The organism is Flavobacterium sp., from assembly GCF_035292545.1.
GTDB lineage: Bacteria > Bacteroidota > Bacteroidia > Flavobacteriales > Flavobacteriaceae > Flavobacterium.
This window is the reverse complement of record NZ_DATDPV010000077.1, coordinates 1-3,504: the sequence shown is the minus strand read 5'-3', so window position 1 is coordinate 3,504 and position 3,504 is coordinate 1. Positions and strand designations below refer to the sequence as shown.

Genomic DNA, 3,504 nt, shown 5'->3' with positions numbered 1-3,504 from the left:
GGCAATCGATTTTGGTATTATTGTAGATGGTGCAGTAATTATTGTCGAAGCCACGATGCACCATTTACAGAAACTTAAAAGGCAAAAGGATTTAACCCAAACAGAAATGGATTCTGAAGTGTATAAATCAGCTTCAAAAATTCGTAACAGTGCCGCTTTTGGAGAAATCATCATCTTAATTGTGTATCTGCCAATATTAGCTTTAGTAGGAACGGAAGGAAAGATGTTTAGACCAATGGCAATGACGGTAGGCTTTGCTGTTATTGGAGCGTTTATATTGTCATTAACTTATGTGCCTATGATGAGTGCCATGTTCTTATCAAAAAGCACCCAGCACAAACCTAATTTTAGCGATAAAATGATGGGGTGGTTCGAAAGAATTTATGCGCCATTTTTAGATAAAGCTTTACGATTAAAAAGAGTGGTTTTAGGACTTTCCGTTGGCCTTTTTGTATTGGCAGTGGTAGTATTTCAAAATATGGGAGGCGAATTTATTCCAACTATCGAAGAAGGTGATTTAGCGATAAATGCGACCATTATGACTGGAAGTTCATTGACACAAATGGTAAAAACAACCACCGAATATGAAAAAATCCTAAAAGCAAAATTCCCGGAAATAAAAACCATAGTGACCAAAATAGGAAGTGGAGAAATTCCAACCGATCCAATGCCTATCGAAAGTGGCGATTTGATTATTGTACTGAAAGATAAAAGCGAATGGACTTCTGCCGACAACTGGGAAGATTTAGCCAATTTGATGAAAGAAGAAATGGAAGCTATTCCAGGAGCGAATATCGAAATTTCACAACCCATTCAAATGCGTTTTAATGAATTGATGACGGGAAGCCGAAGTGATATTGCGATTAAAATTTTTGGTGATGATTTAGAAATTTTAGATGCAAAAGCTACGGAATTGATTGCCAAAGTCAATAAAATTGAAGGAATTGGAGATTTAAAAGCCGATAAAGTAACTGGTTTACCACAAATAACGGTTAAATACGATTACAACAAAATTGCTTTGTATGGTTTGAATATTGCAGATATCAATCAAATTATTCGTTCCTCATTTGCAGGAGAAAGTGCAGGCAAAATCTACGAAGAAAGCAAACGATTTGATGTTGTAGTTCGAATGAACAAAGACAACCGAAGCGATATTACCGATGTGAGCAATTTATTTATTCCGTTACCAAACGGACAACAAGTACCACTTTCACAAGTAGCATCAATTGCTTACGAGCAAGGTCCGGTACAAGTAAGTCGTGAAGATGGAAAACGAAGAATTACGGTGGGTTTAAATGTTCGGGGTCGTGATATAAAAAGTGTAGTGGAGGAAATTCAACAAAAATTAGATAAAGATTTCAAGCTTCCTGCGGGATATTACATTACGTATGGTGGGCAGTTTGAAAATCTGGTTGAAGCTACAAAAAGGCTTTCAATTGCTTTACCCATTGCCTTAGGTTTAATTATGGTGTTACTGTTTTTTACATTCAATAGTATCAAACAAGCAGCATTAATTTTTACGGCTATTCCGCTATCTGCCATTGGAGGTGTTTTTGCCTTATGGTTGCGAGGAATGCCGTTTAGTATTTCGGCGGGAATTGGATTTATTGCTTTGTTTGGTATTGCGGTTTTAAACGGAATTGTCTTAATTTCTTATTTCAACCAACTCAAAACAGAAGGAATAACCGATCCCTTACAACGGGTTTTAATCGGAACAAAAACCAGACTTAGACCAGTATTGATGACTGCTGCGGTAGCCTCTTTAGGATTTTTGCCAATGGCATTATCTACCAGTGGAGGTGCCGAAGTACAAAAACCACTGGCAACCGTAGTGATTGGTGGGCTATTGTCAGCTACATTATTAACACTTATCGTTTTACCCATTTTATATTTATTATCTGAAACCTCAACTAAAAAGATTTTTTTCAATAAAAAAAATGAGGTTCCTGACAATCCAAAAAACAATAAAAAATGAAAGAAAAAGAAATTACAATGAAGAAAAGAATTTCAAAACCCATAATTACAGTAATTCTTGTATTGATTAGTTCGCTATCATTTGCACAAAATATCCAAACGGTAACTTTAGATCAAGCTATTGCTTTGGCCAAAAAGAACAATATCGATTTAAAAATTGCCGACAAGGAAATTGAAAAACAAACCGTTCTTAAAAAAACAGCTTTTCAAGTGGATCCATTGCAGGTACAGTACCAAGGCGGACAGTTTAATAGCGCCAATTATGACCATAATGTTTCTATACAGCAATATTTCCCAATAGGTAAAATCACAAAAGCCAATCGGCAATTGCAGGAAGAATTAGTAAAACTGGCTGAAAAACGAAAAGCATTATCGGAGTATGAAATTGAAAAAGCGGTTTCGTTAGCATACTATCAATATTTGTATGGCGTTTCCATTCAAAAACTCAATAATGAATTGAATGACATTTACAGCAAATTCCTCAAAAATGCAGAACTGCGTTTTAATACCGGAGAAAGTGGCAATATCGAAGTAATTAGTGCCAAAGCCAAAGTAAAAGAAATTGAAACCCAAAAAGCACAATTAGAATACGATTTAGCTGTGTATCAAAAGCAATTACAGTATTTTATTCAGACACAAGACAATATTGTGCCTGATACAGCTACTCCTTTGCAGTATACAAACCCAAATGATTTGAATGCCTCGAAAGTAGAAGGTTTGGTAAACGATTATTACCTGCAACAAATTTCAGTATATCAAAAAGAAGCCAATACGTTCAAGGCAATGCGAACACCAAAATTAGGACTAGGTTATTTTGCACAAACCATTGATACCAAATCGTTGTTTCAGGGATTTACGGCTGGCTTACAAATTCCGCTGTTTGGCGGGGTAAATACAGCTCGGGCAAAAGCATCGGAGATAAGTATTTCGCAATCGCAATTAGAATTAGACAAAAGCAAACTGACTTTAAAATTACAAATGCAAGAATTGCAAAATGAGTTCGAAAAACAGAAAAAAGGACTGGTTTATTATCAAAATGAAGGTCTGCAATATGCGGATCAAATCATCATAACGGCTCAAAAAAGTTATGCTAACGGCGACATGAGTTATTGGTCATACATCAGTTTTCTAAATCAGGCAATCGATATTAAAAAGCAAAATGCCGAAGCAGTAAATACTTTCAATCAAAGTGCAATTCAATTGCAATTCCCATCAATTTCTAAATAATTAATTTTCCTAAAAATGAAAAATATAAAAAATAGAGTAACTAATATGAACTCCCAATTTGCCTTCTGGCTCTTGCCTTTTACCTTTTGCCTAATAATGTCTTGTGGCGAAAAGAAAGCAGAAGAAGCGCACGAAGAAGAAAAATCAGAAACCGAGGTAGCACTCACTGCAGCACAATTCAAAACCGTTGGTATTGAAACCGGGACTATTGAAATGCGAAACTTAAACACAGTTATAAAAGCCAATGGATATACTGCGGTTCCGCCTCAAAATAGGGCTGACATATCCACCTTACTGAGTGGC

The 3,504-nt window shown here is 35.9% G+C and carries 2 protein-coding genes and 1 pseudogene; all 3 read left to right on the top strand.

Annotated elements, in window-relative coordinates:
• A partial coding sequence (locus VI621_RS13270; RefSeq protein WP_324218887.1) for a CusA/CzcA family heavy metal efflux RND transporter occupies positions 1 to 1,975 on the top strand: 1,975 nt, incomplete at its 5' end.
• Positions 1,972 to 3,201: a TolC family protein gene (locus VI621_RS13265; RefSeq protein WP_324218886.1), complete on the top strand. Its 1,230-nt coding sequence runs from the start codon at positions 1,972 to 1,974 to the stop codon at positions 3,199 to 3,201. The genes VI621_RS13270 and VI621_RS13265, both read left to right, overlap by 4 nt.
• Positions 3,202 to 3,216: 15 nt before the next feature.
• Positions 3,217 to 3,504: pseudogene (locus VI621_RS13260) on the top strand (efflux RND transporter periplasmic adaptor subunit); the annotation flags it as partial.

What these genes read in the sequence shown, in the direction of transcription:
- VI621_RS13265 (WP_324218886.1), top strand. Translation starts at nt 1,972, where the DNA reads ATGAAAGAAAAAGAAATTACAATGAAGAAAAGAATTTCAAAACCCATA.